14 protein-coding genes and 1 pseudogene are annotated in these 15,967 nt (G+C 48.7%); 10 read left to right on the top strand and 5 right to left on the bottom strand.

Annotated elements, in window-relative coordinates; translation table 11 throughout:
- Positions 1 to 60: 60 nt before the first annotated feature.
- Positions 61 to 618, top strand: coding sequence for a manganese efflux pump (locus AWQ21_RS09950; protein WP_065714410.1), 558 nt, complete (start codon positions 61 to 63; stop codon positions 616 to 618).
- Positions 619 to 929: 311 nt separating this feature from the next.
- Positions 930 to 1,493, top strand: a complete 564-nt coding sequence (locus tag AWQ21_RS09945) for a manganese efflux pump (RefSeq protein WP_065714409.1) — start codon at positions 930 to 932, stop codon at positions 1,491 to 1,493.
- Between the two features lie 26 nt (positions 1,494 to 1,519).
- Here AWQ21_RS09945 and AWQ21_RS09940 read toward each other — a convergent pair whose 3' ends face one another.
- Positions 1,520 to 1,912: a DUF3110 domain-containing protein gene (locus AWQ21_RS09940; RefSeq protein ID WP_065714408.1), complete on the bottom strand. Its 393-nt coding sequence runs from the start codon at positions 1,910 to 1,912 to the stop codon at positions 1,520 to 1,522.
- A 339-nt stretch (positions 1,913 to 2,251) separates the two neighbouring features.
- Between AWQ21_RS09940 and AWQ21_RS09930 the strand changes: the two genes are divergently transcribed.
- The gene (locus AWQ21_RS09930; RefSeq protein ID WP_065714406.1) at positions 2,252 to 2,746 is read left to right on the top strand and encodes a hypothetical protein; all 495 of its coding nucleotides are present in this window, start codon (positions 2,252 to 2,254) and stop codon (positions 2,744 to 2,746) included.
- 116 nt (positions 2,747 to 2,862) lie between these two features.
- Here AWQ21_RS09930 and AWQ21_RS09925 read toward each other — a convergent pair whose 3' ends face one another.
- The gene (locus AWQ21_RS09925; RefSeq protein ID WP_065714405.1) at positions 2,863 to 5,523 is read right to left on the bottom strand and encodes a phycobilisome rod-core linker polypeptide; all 2,661 of its coding nucleotides are present in this window, start codon (positions 5,521 to 5,523) and stop codon (positions 2,863 to 2,865) included.
- 279 nt (positions 5,524 to 5,802) lie between these two features.
- Between AWQ21_RS09925 and AWQ21_RS09920 the strand changes: the two genes are divergently transcribed.
- The 3 genes from AWQ21_RS09920 to AWQ21_RS09910 are packed head-to-tail and all read left to right on the top strand — an operon-like array spanning position 5,803 to position 7,439.
- Positions 5,803 to 7,002, top strand: a complete 1,200-nt coding sequence (locus AWQ21_RS09920; RefSeq protein WP_065714404.1) for a class I SAM-dependent methyltransferase — start codon at positions 5,803 to 5,805, stop codon at positions 7,000 to 7,002.
- A gap of 10 nt (positions 7,003 to 7,012) precedes the next feature.
- Positions 7,013 to 7,225 (top strand): type II toxin-antitoxin system HicA family toxin, encoded by a 213-nt coding sequence (locus tag AWQ21_RS09915; protein WP_065714403.1) that lies wholly within the window; start codon positions 7,013 to 7,015, stop codon positions 7,223 to 7,225.
- The gene (locus AWQ21_RS09910; protein WP_065714402.1) at positions 7,218 to 7,439 is read left to right on the top strand and encodes a type II toxin-antitoxin system HicB family antitoxin; all 222 of its coding nucleotides are present in this window, start codon (positions 7,218 to 7,220) and stop codon (positions 7,437 to 7,439) included. The genes AWQ21_RS09915 and AWQ21_RS09910 overlap by 8 nt, the downstream gene beginning before the upstream one ends.
- Here the strand turns inward: AWQ21_RS09910 and AWQ21_RS09905 are convergent.
- Positions 7,436 to 8,248, bottom strand: a complete 813-nt coding sequence (locus tag AWQ21_RS09905; protein WP_065714401.1) for a carbon-nitrogen hydrolase family protein — start codon at positions 8,246 to 8,248, stop codon at positions 7,436 to 7,438. The genes AWQ21_RS09910 and AWQ21_RS09905 overlap by 4 nt on opposite strands.
- A 770-nt stretch (positions 8,249 to 9,018) precedes the next feature.
- Between AWQ21_RS09905 and rpoD the strand changes: the two genes are divergently transcribed.
- From rpoD to AWQ21_RS09885, 4 genes and pseudogenes are all read left to right on the top strand, one after another.
- Positions 9,019 to 10,146, top strand: a complete 1,128-nt coding sequence (gene rpoD, locus AWQ21_RS09900; RefSeq protein ID WP_012307623.1) for an RNA polymerase sigma factor RpoD — start codon at positions 9,019 to 9,021, stop codon at positions 10,144 to 10,146.
- Positions 10,147 to 10,321: 175 nt separating this feature from the next.
- Positions 10,322 to 13,075: a bifunctional acetate--CoA ligase family protein/GNAT family N-acetyltransferase gene (locus tag AWQ21_RS09895; RefSeq protein ID WP_065714400.1), complete on the top strand. Its 2,754-nt coding sequence runs from the start codon at positions 10,322 to 10,324 to the stop codon at positions 13,073 to 13,075.
- 2 nt (positions 13,076 to 13,077) lie between these two features.
- A pseudogene (locus AWQ21_RS09890) lies at positions 13,078 to 13,337 on the top strand (DUF423 domain-containing protein); the annotation flags it as partial.
- Positions 13,338 to 13,584: 247 nt separating this feature from the next.
- Entirely contained in the window at positions 13,585 to 14,217 is a 633-nt protein-coding gene (locus AWQ21_RS09885) for a Vat family streptogramin A O-acetyltransferase (protein ID WP_071932283.1), read from the top strand.
- A 14-nt stretch (positions 14,218 to 14,231) separates the two neighbouring features.
- Here AWQ21_RS09885 and AWQ21_RS09880 read toward each other — a convergent pair whose 3' ends face one another.
- Positions 14,232 to 14,933: a lipoate--protein ligase family protein gene (locus tag AWQ21_RS09880; protein WP_083998003.1), complete on the bottom strand. Its 702-nt coding sequence runs from the start codon at positions 14,931 to 14,933 to the stop codon at positions 14,232 to 14,234.
- Positions 14,933 to 15,961, bottom strand: coding sequence for a mannose-1-phosphate guanylyltransferase (locus tag AWQ21_RS09875; RefSeq protein ID WP_065714398.1), 1,029 nt, complete (start codon positions 15,959 to 15,961; stop codon positions 14,933 to 14,935). The genes AWQ21_RS09880 and AWQ21_RS09875 overlap by 1 nt, the downstream gene beginning before the upstream one ends.
- Positions 15,962 to 15,967: the final 6 nt, after the last annotated feature.

Genomic DNA, 15,967 nt, shown 5'->3' with positions numbered 1-15,967 from the left:
CTTTTTTTTCATAAATGGTGATCTCCACAATTTTTGTAGGGGGAAACCACGAGGAATTTTATGGATTTTGACTTAGATATTCTTCTTTTTGCCTTAGTACTAAGTATTGACTGTTTTTCCGCGGCCTTAGCCCTTGGAGCACGTCATTTCTCCCGAAAGCGGGCCTTATTCTTTGCGCTCAGTTCTGGCTTTTCCGGGGGCGGTGCTATTTCCTTCGGGTTTCTCCTGGGTAATTTCGCCCAATACATCACTTTCTATGATCAAGGAATTGCCTTTGTACTCTTGATTCTCATTGGCGTTCATATGTGTTACAACGCCTACCGAGAAATGCAAAAGCTCCCAGATGATAACGAGGAACCCAGAAAGATCCACAGCCTTTGGAAAATTCTCTTGGTCTCTAGCATTACCAGTGTTGATTCTTTGGGCGTTGGCATTTCCCTCGGTTTAATGGGGAAACCCCTCATTCCCTATTCCCTGGGGATCGGGATTGCTGCTTTTTTCGCCACCTATGTGGGCCTCTTTTGCGCGAAATTAATTTCTAGTCAACTCGGAGAAAAAGTTGAGTTTTTTGGCGGCGGCATCTTGATTGCTGTGGGCCTTAAAATGCTCTCCGTTTAAGCGTCACTTGACCCCGGCTTGCTGAAGTTTAAAATTATTTTCAATCACCACCAATTGCCAAAAGTTTTCTTGAGTCATTCTAGATTGATATCTTTATTTTTGTCTAAATGCCGCCTGTAGAAAGCGCATTCCTGTTTGCATCAAACTAAAAAAGAGTTCAATTTATCTGTAGACGATCGCCTTTTTTAGAGAGATTTAAAACAATTGTGTGAATTTTGAGAATGATGAAAAAACTATGATAAATCGACTGGTGATTTTTCGTTTACAGTGATAGTTACAAGCTTTTTGGAGAGGCGATCGCCACGGCATTTATGGGTTTTGAAGTAGATATCATCATTTTTGCCCTCGTACTCAGTATTGATTCTTTTTCCGCCGCCTTAGCCCTTGGTACACGGCACTTTTCTGGACAACGGGCTTTGTTTTTTGCGGTCAGTTCAGGGATTTCTGAGGGGGCGGCGATCGCCTTTGGTTTCATCTTGGGAAACTTTGCCCAGACAATGATTATGGCCTATGACCATTGGGTTGCCTTTGGTTTACTGCTTTTGGTGGGCAGTCACATGTGCTACAACGCCTACCAAGAAATGCGAGCTAAACCAGATAATGACGATGACGAACCCGTCAAAATCCATAGTCTGTGGAAAATTTTATTTATTTCTAGTATCACCAGCATCGACTCCTTAGGGGTGGGCGTTTCCCTTGGCCTAATTGGTAAACCACTTGTGCCCTACTCCCTCAGCATTGGCCTGGCTGCTTTCTGCGCCACCTATGTGGGCCTATTTTTTGCCAAGCTCATTTCAGGACATTTAGGTGAAAAAGTAGAATTTTTTGGCGGTGGGGTTTTGATCGCCTTAGGCATTAAAATGCTGTCGATCTAAATCTTTTATTGCCTTGCCCAAACCCATTACAAAAGTCCTTCTAATTGACGTCGAATGCGATCTAATTCTGTAGCCGACAAATCGTCTTCTGATTCTTTTGCTTCGGGCGCTTGTTGTTGCTTTCCTTCTGGATCCCAAGCTAAATCTTTCACGTTTGCTTCGGGGGGCGTGGCCAATTCGCCAGCAGCAATGTGCTGCCAATCATAATCTGCATCCCGGCAAAACTCGATAATGTCCTCTTCATCCATGGCTTCGATGGAGACGGGCGGAAAATCTTGGGCCTCCAACATTAGCCCAAACCGGGTAGCGTCATCTTCATCTTCAAACATTAAAATCTTGTTGCGATCGCCAGTTTGGAGTGTGTGAATCCCTTCATTCTCTGTCCGGGCATTAAACAGCAAGACATACACGCGACTCATGGGCTTTCTCCTTAGGTGATTACTAATCGTCTCCTTCTGGGGGAGGGTGATCAAATTGTTATGATGAGGGGGCGGGAAATTCCGCTCAAACCCTTTAAAATGGTACCGCTCGATTGGCAAATTGCGAATCTTCCCATGCTTAACCATGGTTTATTTTTGCTTGGTATCGATTTTAAAGGTGGCGATCGCCATCGCTGTACCAGGGCCTTTTTGCTTAACAAGCCTTCACAAAACAGGAGTAGTGGAACTTTCCTAGCCTTTTTTCTTTCATAGAGCCTAGACGCTCACTTGATCGAGGGAGCATCTGACGGTACAACCCAACTGGGGAGGGGGACAACCATGACAAAATTTTATGCACCGACCATTATTGGGGCAACAACGCTCCTGACCATTGCCGCTGGTCTTGGCGGAATCCAAGGGGCGATCGCCGGCCCGGAAACCTTCGCGATCGCCGCTAACGGATCCATTACCTCCAATGAAGTCTTTAACGGCACGATCACCGGCCAAGCCGGGGGATCAACCAATAGCAATTTTTGTGGCTGGATTGCCAATCGCCCCAACCACACCTTTCGCATCAATGGCAACGGTCTGATGTCTCTCAACCTCAGCGTCGTCGATCCTAACGGTGGCGTTTCCAGACCCTTTACACTGCTCATAAAAAATGCTGATGATCCCAACGCTGATCCTTTCTGTGCGATCGCCGATCCATTGAGTGGGATTCCTGCTGAAATTGGTGGCGTTTGGAATCCAGGTCGCTACCAAGTCTTTATCGGCAACTTTGAACAGGCTGGTAACGCTGGCAGCGCCCCCTACGTTTTACAAATTTCCCAGTAGCATTAACGACCGTCGGCTCCCTCAAATAATCCTCTGAAAACCGATAAAAAAACTGCCCTCCTCTCTTAATTTTGAAAGGGGGGCAATATTTATGGTCTTAATCGAATTTTCGTGTTTTAGCGCTTCACCGCAGGCTCAAAACTCGGCACCACAAGATCACGATTTTGCTTCGTAAGCTGGTTGTAGAGTCGTTCCGTATTGGGGAAGTTTGCCGCCGGCAGGGTCGGGAAACGACGGAAGGGTACCGTATCTTCACCGAAGTTTTCGAGGTACTCCATGCTGTTCACCATCGCACCGATAAAGGCTTTCAGACCCTGGGAAGCAAGGATTTGGTTGTACTTGCGAATTTCCTGCTGATCTAAAGGCGCCCGACCGAGGAAATGCTTCGTGCCCATTTCAATCACTTTCGTGTTGGGGTAGGGAGTATAAAATTCCTTCTGGTACAGCTCAGAACAACCCAGACCTTCGATGAATTCCTTCATGTTAATCTCACGGTTGCCCAGCTTACTTTCGAGGGCGGTGAATTGTGCATCGACGATATAGGGTTCGATGTCCCGCTCAAATACTTGACGGTAAGCAGCGGCGATTGTTGTTTTCAGTTCTACCTTATTGAAGGTATCCGTGAGTTTAAAGGCCTTAGTCTGCTGACGCTGAACGTTAACCCCTTGCTTGAGGCGAGCATCCACATCGGTAACCGGTAGATTCTTCGTGCTAGAAGTACCCAACTCAATGAACCGCTCAGTCTTTTCAACCTGAACTCTTGCACCAATATCCTCACGAATCGCACCGGGACGGGTCTGACGCAGAGAATAACCACCGGGGGTTAGATAGCGTTCGTAGGGAACTGTATCTTCTCCGAAAGCTTCTTCGTATTCTTTGCTGTCAATGATTGCATCCACCAGAGCATAGAAGCCTTTTTTCGCACAGGTATCAAAGTAGCTGTTGATTTCTTGGCGACCATAGGTGGGACGACCCAACAAGCGACGGTGGATATACTCTACCGCTTTGGTAACGTACAAAGAAGACCAGTAAGTATTGCGGAAAACATCAGATTTTGCTAAAGCCCGGATGAATTCCCGCAGGGTAATTTCACCATTTTCGAGCTTGATTTCTGCAACCTTCTGGCGCTGACCAGCATAGACCATCCGACCAAATACTTGACGGTAAGCTGCTTCAATAACCTTTTGGGTCGAACTTTCTGAGAAGTTGACGTTGGTGGTTTTACCAGAAGGCAGTTCGTTATTGAGACGGAATACCTTGGCCCCAAGGCTGCCGGGTTGCGTAGCGCGAGCACGGGGATTACCCAGTTGGTTGTTAATGCCAGGGCCACGGTGAATCAAGATCCGTCGGGTATCTTTATTAAAGGGAGCAGGGCTGGCGCTGGGACTGCGGGTTGCTTTCGGGAAGATTGCCCCAAATTGAATTTCCAACGCATCGTTACCAGAGCCATATACGTGCTGATCCGGTAGGGGCTGATTGTAGCTGGCGAAGGTTGTAATAAATTGAGGAATTTTGCGGAAAGGCGCACTGTATTTAAACAGATCCTGTTGCATCCCCCAGTTGCGGCACTCCTGGGCTTCTTGGCCTAAACCACGGAGGTAAGGCACAGTTTCTTCCCCGAAGTAATCGGCATATTCTTGGGAGTCAACTAAGGCATCCACAAGGGCTCCAAGGCCACCACTGGAAACAATGGCAAAATATTCTTGGACTTCTTCCCGGGAAGAGGGGCCACGGCCGAGGATGTGACGGAAAGCGAGTTCTAAGGCCCGGCTGTTGATAAAGGGTTCAAAAAATTGCTTCCGGTAAAGAGGAGATTTCGCCAAGCGCCGGACAAATTCCTTCATGGAAATGTCGCCATTTTTAACCTGGGATTCGAGGTAAGAGATGGATTGGCTATAGGCCCGTGTAATGTCTCGTTCAAAGATTTGACGATAGGCTGCTTTGATGACTGCGTTTTTCTCTAGGGCAGATAAGCCAGGCTTCATTACGAACTTCTGACGCTTTTCGGCGGCGTTGAAGTAGCTCTGGGGCAATTGTAAGCCCTGGGCATCGATGGAAGGCCGTTGACGCAATTTGTCGTTGGGAACCTGGGTCTGCATTTCGGTGATCAGGATATCGAAATACTGAATCACGGTTTCTTGGGCTTCGCGATCGCCCCGGAACAGATCCAAAGAAGCGGCTTTCATTTCCTGGATCGCCACGATGGTCGCCGGAATGGAACAAGCCTTTTCGATGACTTCTTTCAGGCCACGGGTGTTGACCACGAGGATGCTCGGATCACCAGCCACAATGGCATAGGTGGTATAGCGGAGGAACCAAGCCATGTCCCGCAGGGACTTCGTCATGTTGCGGGGGCCGTAGCGGGAGACACTAATTGGCCGGAAACCAGCGGGAATCTTACCGCCACCAGAACCGAGGAACAAATTTTTGACACCACCAAATATCCCTGTTGCGCCGCTGGCATCGCCGACAGCCATGGAAATACCAAGATCGCTGTCATCGGTATCGGCTTCTGGTTGCTCGAGGTAAGCGAGGGGGGATCCACCGGCAAAAATCCGGTTTGCGGCACGGGAGACAATGAGCTGGGAACTCAGTTTAATCGCTTGGGCGATCGCCAAACGCTTGAGTCCAGAGTCATAAAACGTTTTCAGTGCCGTTAGTTCTCCAGATTCCAGGTAGCGATCCTGTTGCTCTGCCTGGGAAATGTTGGAGAGGGGAACGGTTTGATATAACTGGGGGCGAGCTAAAGAGCTTCCACCGCTGGCCTTAATCGTCATGGATTTTCAACTATCTCCAATCAAAAATGTTCAATTTATAGCGAAATTGGGGAGAAAGTCAGCAAGAGTTTTCGGGTTCCCTTTGGCGATCGCTTCTCCCAAATGCTTTATTAAATGAGATGTTTATCAGTTAGCTAGACTTTAGGGTAGAACGTTTCCGGCCCGGACACGAAATTTATTAAGAAGTATGTCAAAAATTCAGAAAAACTGGGGATCAAGGTTGCACAATGTGACCTGTACTGTTTTCAAGCCAGTTAATCGATTAGCGACCTTCCCCCTATGACTCACCCCAGCGATCGCCAACAAGCCGTCCGTAACCTCTACAATACCTATCCTTTTCCACCGGAACCGCTGTTGGATGAACCGCCCCCAGGGTACAACTGGCGTTGGCATTGGCAAGCAGCCTATAACTTTTGCACCGGACGCAAACCGAGCACCGATAACATTCGCATCCTCGATGCAGGTTGTGGCACAGGGGTCGGTACGGAATATTTAATTCATCTGAATCCAGCCGCTGAGATTGTCGGAATTGACCTCAGTGAAGGGGCCTTAGAAGTTGCGGAAAAACGTTGTCAGCAGTCTGGGGTACGCGATCGCCACACCGCACCAGTTACTTTTAAACGTTTACCCATTGAACAAGCAACGGAACTGGAAGGGGAATTTGATCTGATCAATTGTGTCGGGGTCTTGCACCACATGCCCGACCCAATTCAGGGGATTCAAGCCTTGGCGAAAAAACTAGCCCCCGGCGGCATTTTTCATATTTTTGTCTATGCGGAGTTGGGCCGTTGGGAGATTCAACTGATGCAGGAGGCGATCGCCATTTTGCAGGCCGACAAGCGTGGTGATTATATTGACGGAGTGAAGGTGGGCCGTCAGATTTTCGCGAACTTACCGGAAAATAATCGCCTTGTTCAATACGACAAAGAACGTTGGTCTTTAGAAAATCACCGGGATGCATCCTTCGCGGATATGTATGTCCATCCCCAGGAAGTGGATTACAACATCAAGACTTTATTTGAACTTATTGATGCCTCAGGTTTAGAATTCGTCGGCTTTTCTAATCCCCAGTTTTGGAATTTGGAGCGACTCGTGGGCCAAGAACCAGAATTGATTGAGCGGGCGAAAAACTTAGATGAGCGTTCCCGTTATCGCTTAATCGAATTGTTGGATACTACCATCAGTCACTACGAATTTTTCCTCTGCAAACCACCCCTAGAGAAAATGGATTGGTCTGACGATCAAACCCTTGCCCAAGCAACAGCAGAAGTGCATCCTTGTTTGAACGGTTGGCCCAGTCAGTCTCTCTTTGACTACGACTATCAACTCGTTAGCCTCAGTGATGCCGAATTTCAGTTTATGCAGGCTTGTGATGGAGCCAAGACCATTGGTGAGATTACTACAAGTTTAGGGATGGATCTAGAAATAGGGCGATCGCTCCAGGCCAGACAATTGATTATGCTGACACCTAAAATATAAGCAGTAAAGGATGCCGAAAAAGATTCGTGAGTTAAAAAAACTTTTGCGTCAGGCTGGGTTTACGATGCGGCCCGGCAAAGGAAGTCATACCAACTGGACACATCCAAAATATGCAGGCAGGATAACCTTAGCTGGAAAAGATGGGACAGATGCGAGGCCCTATCAGGAACGAACGATCCTGGATGCCATTCAACAGGTTAACGAGGCAAAGGACGATGGATAAACTCAAATATCAAATGGTAATTCAGTGGAGCGACCTTGATAATTGTTATCTGGTTGGCTTTCCAGATTTTATTGGTCAAACCTGGCGCACCCATGGCGAGAGTTATCAAGAGGCTGTTCAAAATGGTGTTGAGTGCCTAGAAAGCTTAATCGAAGACTACGAAGCGGCAGGAGAAACCTTACCGGAGCCCACCGCTGTTTTGGTCGCAGCCTAACCGAAAACCCGGTGTTCGAGAGATGGCATTTGACGGCGCACTTGGGCTAGGCGGTTGGGATTAATTTCGGCGATCGCCACCCCTGGGTGAACTCCTGCATCATTCAGCACGGTTCCCCAAGGATCAACGATCATCGCGTGACCGTGGGAATAGCGCATTCCATAATGATTACCTGTTTGCGCCGGCGCGATCACATAACAAGTATTTTCAATGGCTCTGGCTTGAATCAAAGTTTGCCAGTGGTCTTTGCCGGTATAGGCGGTAAATGCAGCGGGAATGCAAAGAATTTCGGCCCCTTGCTTCGATAACGACCGATATAACTCCGGAAAGCGCACATCATAGCAAACGGATAAACCAATTTTGCCCAACTCAGGCGAAGCAAAGATTTGGGGGAGTGTGTGGCCCGCCTGGACTGTACTGGATTCTTTGTAGGTATTCCCATCGGGCAGATTCACATCAAACAAATGCACCTTGTGATAGCGGGCTAATTCTTGGCCTTCGGGGGAAATCAACAGGGCTGTGTTAAAGACTTTATTTTCGCCGCCAGGCACCGGAAAACCACCACCGAGGAGGGTGATTTGAAATCTCTGGGCCATGGTCTTGAGAAATTTTTCGCTTTTTTGGGCAATGACACTGGCCTGGGCCAACTTAGCGGCTTCTTCACCGAGGAAGGAAAAGTTTTCCGGAAGCGTCACAAGTTTCGCGCCTTGGTTGACAGCCAATTGAATCAAGTCTTCTGCTTCGCCCAAGTTGTGGTCTAAGTCGGGCTTACTGGTCATTTGGATCGCTGCCGCGAGATAGGATTTCATATGGCCTGAGATGTTTTTGGAAGTAGAGATCTGGGAAAACCGTCAACCAGAGGTTTTGATGGTTAAACTGGTTTAATACCATAGCAGAATCTTTCCCCACCAACATAGGGCGATCTCTCCGAGATCTGTTTTGCAGTGCGCCTTGCTTGAGTGGATGATCAAAAACAGTAGGAGCCGTGAATCGTTGACTGGAGATCTTGCAGCGATCGCATTACCGAATCATAGATGTCTTGGTTTGAAAACCTTTGGCGCAGAAAATTTTGCCCATGGTGAACATTTTTAGAAAAGATCAGTTAACCTATTAGCATCAAGTTTCTGGATAGCCCTTGACAAGGGTTACATCCCACCTAGAGTTAAGAGTAGTTCTTGCGACTGGCAATACTAGAGGCGATCGCCATCTACAGTCACTTTACCTGGGCACTAGAATATTTGTACTTAACAAAAAACTATGGGTAGGCGAAGTTTATAGATTTTGTTATAACCATGTGGGCAATAAAAGACAAATTCACTAGAATAGCTAAGGATTTGCTCCAAGCTATCTCGACGGAGAAGCTCATTACAGATTTTGACTAGTTTTAGAGACGGAATAAAACCCCCAAAAGGTAGCAGGAAAATTCCCATCTACTAGTACAATCAAAACCCACAGTTTTTCTATCAAACATAGCCTTTGGTAGGGAGAACCTTGACTTCGACAGAATCATTCTGTTTGCGAGAAGTCCCCATTGAATGTCCATTTAGTTGCTTTTTTAAACGAACAAGAGGAAATAGGCATGACCCAAGCGACGAATCCCGTACTGGATCAGACTCGGAATGAGGGTGATATTGATTACAGTGCCCTTGCGGAAGCGCAAATTAAAGAAGGTACCGACTATGTAGAACTTACCCTCCCCACCAAAAAAAGTCGGAAAGCAAAAACCAGTCGTCGCAAGGAAACTGCTACCAAGAAAAAACCCTACACCGAAGATTCGATTCGGATTTATCTCCAAGAAATTGGTCGGATTCGTCTCTTGCGGGCTGAAGAAGAAATTGAGCTGGCCCGGAAAATTGCCGATTTGCTCGAACTGGAGCGGATGCGGGAACAACTCACCGAGCATGAATCCCGTGTTCCCACCGATAAGGAATGGGCTGAAGCCGCTGGCATGCCCCTAAAGGATTTTCGGCGCCGCTTGTTCCATGGTCGCCGAGCAAAGGACAAGATGGTGCAATCGAACCTCCGTCTGGTGGTCTCCATTGCAAAGAAGTATATGAACCGTGGTTTGTCGTTCCAAGATTTAATCCAAGAGGGTTCTTTGGGCTTGATCCGTGCTGCTGAAAAGTTTGACCATGAAAAGGGTTATAAGTTCTCCACCTATGCCACCTGGTGGATTCGTCAGGCCATTACGCGGGCGATCGCCGATCAATCCCGCACCATTCGCTTGCCCGTCCACCTCTACGAAACCATTTCCCGCATCAAAAAGACTACCAAGATTCTCTCCCAGGAGTTAGGCCGCAAACCCACCGAGGAAGAGATCGCTGAGCGCATGGAAATGACCATCGAAAAATTGCGCTTCATTGCTAAATCTGCCCAGTTGCCGATCTCCCTGGAAACTCCCATTGGGAAAGAAGAGGATTCTCGCTTGGGTGATTTCATCGAAGCCGACGGCGAAACCCCCGAAGATCAAGTATCCAAGAGTCTGCTGCGGGAAGACCTTGAAAATGTGCTCGATACCCTCAGTGCTCGGGAGCGCGATGTGCTGCGTCTCCGTTATGGCTTGGATGATGGGCGCATGAAAACCCTCGAAGAAATTGGCCAAATCTTTAACGTGACCCGGGAGCGGATTCGCCAGATCGAAGCGAAAGCCCTCCGTAAACTGCGCCACCCCAACCGCAACAGCATTTTGAAAGAATATATCCGCTAGATTACATTCAGCCGCAATCTTTAAAAGCTGAAAATTTGATCATGAATTTTTATACCCTGCCCATTGGTGGGGTTTTTTATTGCTCAATTTTCCCGGAGAAATATTCTGTAAAAAAGCCGTAAAAATTTGGGTAGTTCACAGTAGCATAGCGGCAGCAGCAGTTCAGCGAGTTCCTATGTCGACTTCTCCCCTCACTATCACCATTGATCCGGCCTATGATATTCTCCGGTCAGAAAAGCAGCCCCTCAGCTATTTTTTCAATCCCAAATCCGTCGCGATCATTGGTGCCACGGACAAAGAAGGTAGCGTGGGCCGGACATTGCTTTGGAATCTCATTAGTAATCCCTTTGGGGGGACGGTCTATCCGGTTAATCCTAAACGAAACAGCGTTTTAGGGGTCAAAGCCTACAAAAGCATTGCCGAGGTGCCGGAACCAGTGGAGTTAGCAGTGATTGCCATTCCTGCCCGTTTAGTTCCAACCGTGGTTCAGGAATGTGTTGATGTGGGGGTAAAGGCAGCGATTATCATCTCGGCGGGCTTTAAGGAAATTGGCGAAGAAGGAAAAGCCCTGGAAAAAGAAATTATGGCGATCGCCGCTGGGAAGTTACGGATTATCGGGCCGAACTGTTTAGGGTTAATGAATCCCCATAGTGGTTTAAATGCCACCTTTGCCCACGCGATGGCACAACCGGGTCATGTGGGGTTTATTAGTCAGAGTGGCGCCTTTTGTACAGCGGTGTTGGACTGGAGCTTTCCGGAGAATGTGGGCTTTAGTGCCTTTATTTCCCTGGGGTCGATGTTGGATGTGGACTGGGGCGATTTGATCACTTACCTTGGTGATGACCCGAACACCAAAAGCATTGTGATTTATATGGAGTCGGTGGGCAATGCTCGCTCTTTTCTCTCGGCGGCGCGGGAGGTGGCGATCGCCAAGCCGATTATCGTGATTAAGGCGGGACGGACGGAGGCGGCGGCCAAGGCTTCGGCTTCCCATACAGGTTCCTTGGCGGGGAGTGATGCGGTGTTGGATGCGGCTTTTCGACGCTGCGGGGTGCTCAGGGTAGATCGCATTTCGGAATTGTTTAATTTGGCGGAAATTCTGGCGAAACAACCCCGTTTGCCAAAAAAACCTAAACTGACGATTATCACCAATGCCGGGGGGCCTGGGGTTTTGGCGACGGATGCAATTATTCAGCGGGGCGGAGAATTGTCAGCACTGGCTCCGGAAACGATCGCCGCGTTGGATGAATTTTTACCGAGCCACTGGAGCCATAGTAATCCCATTGATATTTTGGGGGATGCGGAACCAGAACGCTATGCGAAAACCCTTGATGTGGCGATTAAAGATCCTAATAGTGCCGGATTTTTAGTAATTCTTACGCCCCAATCGATGACCGACCCCACCGCGACGGCGATCGCCTTACAGAAATGTGTGGAAAAAACCGATAAGCCGGTGATTGCCAGTTGGATGGGGGGGGATGAAGTGACCGAGGGGGAACTGTTTTTAAATCGTTCGCAAGTGCCCACCTACCGTTACCCTGATTCCGCTGCTTATCTTTTTCAACTGTTATGGCGGTACAAATACACCCTTGAGGGCATCTACGAAACACCAACCCTGGCCCCCGATACCGAAGGGGTGATCGATCGCCACAATGTCAACGTTATTCTGGAGTCGATCCGGGCAGAGGGGCGCACCTTACTGACGGAATCGGAATCGAAGAAAATTCTCGCGGCCTACGGGATCCCCATTGTCCTCACCGGTAATGCCAGCACCCCGGAAATGGCGATCGCCCTGGCAGAAGAATTGGGTTATCCGGTGGTTTTGAAGTTACTCTCCACCACGATCACCCATAAAACCGACGTGGGGGGCGTCGAATTAAATCTCAATAGCGCGGAGAATGTTGCAAAAGCCTTCGAGCGGATTCGTCAAAGTGTGACAGAAAAAGTCGGTGCCGAACATTTCCATGGGGTGACGGTGCAACCGATGCTCAACCTTAAGGATGGTTATGAACTCATCCTCGGCAGTAGTATTGATCGACAGTTTGGGCCGGTGATGGTCTTTGGTACCGGGGGGCAACTCGTTGAAGTGTTCCAAGACCGGGCGATCGCCTTACCACCGTTGAACAGTACCCTTGCCCGCCGGACTATCGAACAAACGAAAATTTACCAAGCCCTAAAAGGAGTGCGGGGTCGTAAGGCCGTTAATCTGGACGAATTGGAACAAATTCTGGTGCGTTTTAGCCGTTTGATCGTTGAGCAGCCTTGGATTAAAGAAATGGATATCAATCCCCTCTTTGCCTCCGGTGATCGCCTTGTGGCCCTTGATGCGCGGATTGTGTTGCACCCCCTTGATCTCGCGGAAAAAGATTTACCGAAACCCGCGATCCGTCCCTATCCCCTGCAATACGAAAAACCCTGGACGAGTAGCGATGAACGGGAGTTTATGATTCGTCCGATCCGCCCTGAGGATGAACCCATGCTTGTTCAATTCCACAAAACCCTCTCGGAGCAAAGCGTTTACTTCCGGTATTTTCACCTTGTCACGCTGCAAAGTCGCGTTGCCCATGAACGCTTAACCCGCCTCTGTTTCATTGACTACGACCGGGAGATGGCCCTCGTTGCGGAATACACCGACCCCGACACCCAAGTCACAGAAGTCTATGCGATCGCCCGTTTGAGTCAGCTCCATGGCACCAGCGAGGGAGAATTTGCGATGATTGTCAGCGACCCGATCCAACGCCAGGGACTTGGCACCGAACTGCTGCGACGCCTGGTGGAAATTGGCCGCAACGAAGGGTTAACGGCAATCACTGCAGATATTCTTTCAGAAAATAAAGGGATGCAGCGGGTTGCCGAGAAAGCTGGATTCACCCTCAAGCGTCAAAATTTTGAAGTGGTCAAAGCCACCCTCGACCTTACCGACGAATAACCATGACCCGTTTTTTCCTTGTGATTGCGCCAATCCTCGCTGGCCTTGCCGTTGCTGCTGGTGCCTTTGCCAGCCATGGCCTCAAAACTACCCTCGACCCCCAAGCCCTCGCCATCTGGGAGACGGCGGCCAAATATCAAATGTACCAGGCGATCGCCTTGCTGCTGGTAGGCCTATTTTCCGTCCAGGGACATTACCCCAGAGTTGGCTCAATGGGGCTGGAATTGCTTTTATCATCGGGATTGTGCTCTTTTCCGGGAGCCTTTATGCCTTGAGTTTAAGTGAAGTGAAAATTCTGGGGGCAATTACTCCCCTGGGTGGAGCCGCATTTTTAATCGGTTGGGGCTGTTTGGCGATCGCCGGTTGGCAGTTTAGCCGCTAAAGGATCTGGGCAAAGCGATCAAGTTTGGACATATTCTAAGGGTCTTTTGTAATTTAGTTGTCGTTTGGAATTCCTCGCTAAGATTCAAGGGGTAGAAATTATTTTGTAATGATAGGAGCGCGCGGTTGTGTACGGAGCAGACCCCAATGATCCGCATCCCATGGCAGGATTTCCGCAGATTTGTTTTATCCGAAATACGGTCACAAATCCAAATATCATCATCGGTGATTACACTTATTACGACGATCCAGAGGATTCAGAAAATTTTGAGCGCAATGTTTTGTATCACTTTCCTTTCATTGGCGATCGCCTAATTATTGGCAAATTCTGCGCCTTAGCCAGGGGAGTCAAGTTCATCATGAACGGGGGAAACCATAAAGTAGATGGTTTTTCGACCTATCCATTTCAGATTTTTGGTGATGGTTGGGATAAGCTCGCTCTGCAACCCAGTGACTTTCCCTATAAAGGCGATACAGTCGTCGGCAATGATGTCTGGATTGGCTATGAAGCCGTCATTATGCCCGGCGTTCATGTGGGAGATGGTGCGATTATTGCCGCCAAATCAGTTGTGGTCAATGATGTTCCTCCCTATACCATTGTGGGCGGTAACCCAGCCAAATGTATTCGTCAACGCTTTCCCGATGAAGTGATTAAAACCTTACTATCAGTAGCGTGGTGGGATTGGGAGATTGAGAAAATTACCCGCAATTTAGAAAAAATTGTCGCAGCGGATTTGGATGCTTTGCTCAAATGTGAATAACGGATTTTTACAAGCTATGGTAGATCCCTACCAGATCTCACAACTGTCTCTACAAAAACAAGATCAAAACAATTTTGCAGCGCTTGGGAAAGCGTAGAAATTATTTGGCTGGAAGAATGCTGTTCAAGGTTTGGCATGGGTTGTAGAGCCTCGCTAAAAACTTTCTCATACAAACCCAGATCAGGAGTAAGGCGGATGGATCCATGTTGCAAAATTGCCCCTTGGCGACGTAATTGTGCGGAACCAATCAGTTTATAACCCGTTTCTGTCACCAGATCCGCCTTGGTATGGGTACGAAAACAGCTATCAAAATGCCCATAATTGCGTTGCTGGTGGCCATAACTTAAAGGAATCCCCAGTTCCCCAAACCCAGCAATAAGAAATTGGCAGAGAGTTTCATAATTTTCCTGGCGACTCCCCTTCAACCCAGACGTAATAATTGCGTAGGTCAGATCTCCTTGGTGGAGTACCGCTCGCCCCCCGCTTGGACGCCGCACCAGATCCACTTTTTCGCCTTTGTAGGTCAAATTGTCCCAAAAATCAGGATATTTTCGCTGATGGTAGCCGAGGGAAATTGCGACGGGCTTCCAAGTGTAAAACCGTAGTACAGAAGGGATTTTACCCTGGAGATGCTGATCGAGAAGCCAAGCATCGATCGCCATTTGGGTTTTCCCAGACGCTTCGATGGGCGGAATATAGTGCCAAACTGCAGCCATTACAGAAGATTTTTCGGGAGATAGCCGAGAATTTTTTTAATATCTTGGGTGCGATGTTTATCCACAATCAAGGTCACATCCCCCTGGCGCACCACCACCACATCGGAAACACCGAGGGTCACCACCGTTTCACCGGGATTGTCACTGTACACAATCGCCCGTTCCGTCTCGAAGGCATGGTGCGTGCCGACACAAACATTGGTCACTGCATCGGGTGGGAGTAATCTTTCGAGCGATCGCCAATCTCCCAGATCATCCCAACCGAACTCGGCAGGCAACACATAGGCGTGTTCTGTTTTTTCCATGAGGGCGTAGTCAATGCTGATTTTTGGCAGCGTGTTGTAGGCGTCGATTCCCTGATTTTGCAAAGGTTCGAGGATTTCAGGGGCGTAGTTAGCGAGTTCTTGGAGCGCCGTGCGGATCGAAAAAAGGAAAATCCCACTGTTCCAGCTAAATTTACCCGTTTCGAGGAAAGATTTTGCCACCGCCGTACCAGGTTTTTCGTAGAATTGATTCACCTTAAAAATGCCCGTTTCGACTGCTTCCCCCTGTTCGATGTAGCCGTAGCCCGTGGCGGGATAGTCTGGTTTGATGCCGATGGTGGCGATCGCCAATTTATCTTTGACAAAATTCGCGGCATAGTCGAGGGTTGCCCGGAATTTGTCTGGGTCGCCAATCCAATGGTCTGCGGGGAAAAAAGCCACCACCGTATCTGCGGGGTAATATTTCGCCAGTTCTAAACAAGTCCAGGCGATCGCCGCTGCCGTATCCCGCCGTTCCGGTTCCACCAAAATATTGCGTTGGGGCAGTTGGGGCAGTTGTTCCCGCACCAGATCCGCAACTTGTGCCGCCGTGATGACCCAGAGGTCTGGCCAATTTTCCTGGGAAACTAAACGATTTGCCGTCGCCTGGAGCAAACTGATCCCAGACCCATCAAGGCTGAGGAACTGTTTTGGGCGGTCTTGACGACTGAGGGGCCAAAAGCGTTCGCCCTTACCACCAGCCAAAATTACGGGAATAAAAGTCATAGGTTG

The sequence above is a fragment of the Picosynechococcus sp. PCC 7003 genome (assembly GCF_001693255.1).
Taxonomy (GTDB): Bacteria; Cyanobacteriota; Cyanobacteriia; order Cyanobacteriales; family MRBY01; genus MRBY01.
Note: the sequence above shows the minus strand (reverse complement) of the source record. Positions and strands in the feature narration are given on the sequence as shown.